The organism is Psychroflexus sp. MES1-P1E (assembly GCF_002836055.1).
GTDB lineage: Bacteria > Bacteroidota > Bacteroidia > Flavobacteriales > Flavobacteriaceae > Psychroflexus.
Genome location: NZ_PJBS01000176.1, coordinates 1 through 4,700 on the forward strand (window position 1 = coordinate 1; position 4,700 = coordinate 4,700).

The following is a 4,700-nucleotide window of genomic DNA, read 5'->3' on the forward strand; positions in this document are numbered from 1 at the left end:
GGATACCTATAGAAGTACTTTAGTGAAAAGTTAATGCATTTTTACTTGTTTTTTACCAAAGTACTTTGTTGTGCTTTGTTTTTTATTCTAGTTTTACACAAGTCTGTGTATAATTTGTTCCATCTTTTGTGAAGTCAACAATAAAATTTTCTTGAGAATCACCTTCTGAGAATTCAAAAATAAATTCATCATTATCAGTAAAGAATATCATCAGATTGGTTATGTCCACTATAAATGAACCACTGTTTATCAAACCCTGTGAACCAATATAGGTTAAAAAGCCTTTATAATCTCTCTTGTTTTCGTCAGTGTCAAATTCCAAAAATTCGCAAAACTTTGGTAACATATCAGATATAAATCCATTCATTACTTCATTAGAAATTTCCCATCGACCCAAAACCGGTTGTTTCGAGTTTATCGAAAGGAGCCGGATCATCACCTTAACATTGAAAAGCCATGAATAAAGGAACTAGCAATAGAACAATATTTTTTTTTCATTTATTCGTGTTTAATGAAATCTACTGGAAATTTACTATAATCTCAGTATTTTATATGATCAAAAGATTAAAAATAATTCTAATATTAAAAATAAAAAAGCCTCATCAATTGATGAGGCTTAAGCTTATAAAATTGTGATTTTATTTTACCAATAGCTTTTTAGAAAGCCCTTTGGAATTGTTAACAATGTATATTCCGGGTGCTAAACCTTCAACATTAATAAATGAAGAATTTTTAACCTGCTTAACCATACGACCAGAGAAATCGTAAAGCTTATAATCATCCGCTTTACTTAAATTCACTTTCGTATTCGCAGGATTTGGGAACATACTAAAGTTTTTATTATAATTATATTCCTCTAAACCTAAGGTTACATTATCTAAAGAATAGATAGATAATGTAGCACTCACTTCGTTAGATACAACGAGTAAGGCAGTTCCTGTTGGACTATCGTTTTTATCGACAAACACAATACCTTCTGGTCCTAAATCACCACCTTCAGTTCCTCCTGCAACGGCATCTCTACTATTAAGATACTGAAGAAACACTGGTGCAGACGGCACAGTAACGTCATAAATCATAACACCTCCTACACGTTCTAATAATATAAATGCATAATAAGAGCCGTCTATTTCTTTTACCAGAACACCTTCTGGTTCCGGGCCTTTATTATCACTTCTATTTTTAAAACTGTTATTACTACTACTTGCATTAAAAATAGCTCCATATGTTGGATGAGCTGCTGTAATCACTTCGAAATCATTACCACTGTCTGAAACGATATTTCCCGTACTAGCATTAAATATACTGAAAGAACGACCGCCAAATACATGAATTTCTTCATACTCAGCATCACCATCCGTGTTGCCAGAGGCATTTGTAATTCCAATGTCACCTAAATTGGTGTCTATAGCAAGTATATCTGCATCGCTGAAAATTGTTGGGTCTAAGACATAATCGCTATCACCCAACTTGCGTTCTTCTTCAAATCCGTTATATTCTCTAGCATCACCTTCGTTTGCTGTAATAATATAGCTTGTTCCGCTAACATTAAAATAATCTATAGCATCTGGCATGTACATTCCATAAATAGGCCAAGATGCATTAAATACAAAATCTGTTTCGTCACTTGTATCTAAGGAATTGTTTACCATACTGTGATCCTTCAAACCAAAAGAAGACACACTTACAATGGTGTTTGTGGTTAAATCTAAAGTAGCTAATGCATTGTTTTCTTGAAGCGCTACGTAAGCCATTAAGTTATCGTCTGAAACTGCAATGTACTCAGGCTCTAAATCTTGAGAAACTGTTGCGCTAGGTCCAAAAATTCTAACACCATCTGCCAATAATGTTGCCAATTGAGAATCAAAAGCATTAAAGTTTAATGTTGTTACATCACTTTGGTCTATGCCTGCCAAACCGCCTGTAACATCAATAATTGAAATACTTCCTTCTGGGTCAATGCTATAATCGCTATTTGGCTCTCCTTCATTAGCAGATAATAATTTTGTGCCATCTGGTGTAAAAGCTATCATATCTGGTAATGCTCCTACTGTAACGATAGCCTGATTATTACCATCAGTATCAGAAAACATTACAAAACCTGGATCTGTTGATGGATTTGCAGAAATTGCTGCAGCAAACATACCATTACTTACCGCAACACTTTGCACACCACCTGTATTTGCAGGCAAGCTTATAGATGATATTGATGAAATGTTACTTGGGTCTGAAAAATCTAAAATCTCGATACTAGAACTATTTGTAACAAATAATCTTTGAGACGTTGGGTCATAGGCTGTAATTTCAGCTGTTCCACTTTCATCAACCAAATAGCTTGTAAGATAATTAGCATCTAAAACTGATGTATTTTCTGTTGGCACAACCGTATCATCATCTAAAATATAAACTGAAAATTCTGATTCACTTCCTATTAAAACTCCTACAGGATTTTGAAGATTCACCATAAAATATAAGTCGCTTCCATCTTCAGTATTATCCAAAACAGGAATTGTTATAGTTTGACTATCTGTACTTCCTGAAAGGAATGCTAGTGTTTGAGCAGAGGCTAAAGTAAAATCGGTTCCTTCAACCGCAGTACCTCCAACCATTACATCTAAATTTACAGTAACATCTGTTGTTGGTGTTTCAGAAATTGAAACTGTTAAAGTGATACTTCCTTCGTTTTCCATTACAGAATTATAAACCTCAGTAAATTCAACCTCAACTGAAGTTCCTGTTGCAATAGCATTTCCTGGCGAACCAATATTTGGAACATCCATTAAATCTCCACCTAAAGCGTTTGTTGCTACAGCATTATTGGCATTTCCAACTGTACTAAAGGCACTGAGTTGCACATCGTAAGTTTGTCCATCATTAGCAGCTGTATCTGGATAAGAAGCCGTACCAATTGGCATAGACAATGTTGGATCTCCTGACCAAATGTTAACCGCATCACCACCTCCACCCAGGCCTGCACCATCAGAGTAACCAACTTCTACACCAGTAAAATCTAGAACTTCACTCCAAACTGTAATAAAGGTATTAACTTCTCCTCCTGTATTGTCGGTAATTAAAACAATGGCATATCCACCTGGGGGAATAACCGAAATACCTTGAATTAGGTCTGCGGCACTTGCATCTGCTGATTCATCATCGTAATATAAATTGTCATTTAAACCAAACGTCCAAGCAACCGTACCTGCATTATAAATCACAAACCAATCTGCAGTTAAATCATCGCCTTCCTGACCAGAGAAAATTTCTGTAATTACTAAATTCGGTGCGGCTGGTGGCACATTACCTGGTGAACCTATATTTGGAACATCACTGGCACTTCCTCCTAGCGCTAAAGTTTCAACAGCAAAACTTGAATTACCAACTGAACTAAATTCTGCCAATTCCAAATCATAAGACTGTCCGTCGTTAGTTGCTGTATCTGGATAAGACCCAGTTGCAATTGGATCTGTTGTCATTGGGTCTCCTTGCCATAAAGTCACAGCATCTACACCTCCACCAAGACCAGAACCGTCAGTGAATCCAATTTCAATTCCTGTTAAATCAACAACTTCACTCCATACCAAATTGAATGCATCTACATCTCCTGCAGTATTATCTGTAATCAATACAATAACGCGTTCTCCTGGTTGAATATCTGTAATTCCTTGAACGAGGTCGGCAGTGGTTGCATCTGCTGATTCATCATCATAATATAAGTCGTCATCCACACCTGATACCCAAGCGACATCTCCCGCATTAAGGATTTCGAACCAATCTTCAGTTAAATCTGTTCCTGATTGTCCTGAAAATATTTCTGTAATCTGCAGATTTATCTGAGCCATACTAATTCTAGTATCTTGATCAGCATCAGTTTCTGCAATATTATAAGCAGCAGCGTTATCTGGATGGGAAGTAGACATAAAATCTACTAAAGCAGAGAACTCGTCTACTGCATCAAGAGCACTCTCCTCGTTGCCGTCAACTTCGGCATAGTGTAGCAATTGTAATTCAAAATTTTGGGCAATTAAAGTTGTACCAAAACACATAAAAAAAATCATAGCTAAAGCCTTGACTTTTTTGAAGTAATAGTTTTTCATTGGATTTTTTTTTGTTGGATTAATTTTTTATCAAGTAAAATTACTACTTGTTAAACAGTAGGGTGTTAGCTGTAGATTAATGTATTGTAAAAGAAAAAACACCTTTAATAAGGTGCTTTTTTTACATACCATAATAACAAATCTATAAATTTAGATTTGTTGCGTTAAGTTATTGAATGGAAGAATTATACAACGAAATAAGATTATACCTATCTCTAGACTATAAAACACCTAATATGATATATTTATAAACAGCCTAAATCAATTTTAACCTGTAGCCGTATTTCAGGACAAGACATTATAAAGAGAAATGAAAAAAATAATCAGACTTATACGAACCCTAGGATACTCAAGACAGTTTGGCTTAATCACAGGTATTCAACTATACTACAAACTCAAAACAAATAATACTATTGTTTATATGAGATTATAAATAGGAAACAAGATTAAAAAAAAAGCCACAACTAATTAAAGTTATGGCTTTATAATATATGAATTGCTTATTTATTACTTCGCTATATTCACTGCTCTAGTTTCTCGAATCACAGTAACTCTTACTTGTCCAGAATACGTCATATCATTTTAATCAATTAGTATCTTTTTAGC

2 protein-coding genes are annotated in these 4,700 nt (G+C 34.7%); both read right to left on the bottom strand.

Annotated features, from left to right (window positions below; translation table 11 throughout):
- Positions 1-82: 82 nt before the first annotated feature.
- On the bottom strand, positions 83-397 hold the full coding sequence (locus CXF67_RS08110; RefSeq protein ID WP_145990406.1) for a hypothetical protein: 315 nt from the start codon (positions 395-397) through the stop codon (positions 83-85).
- Between the two features lie 241 nt (positions 398-638).
- Complete coding sequence (locus CXF67_RS08115) at positions 639-4,094, bottom strand: choice-of-anchor I family protein (RefSeq protein ID WP_102088303.1); 3,456 nt, start codon at positions 4,092-4,094, stop codon at positions 639-641.
- Between the last annotated feature and the right edge of the window lie 606 nt (positions 4,095-4,700).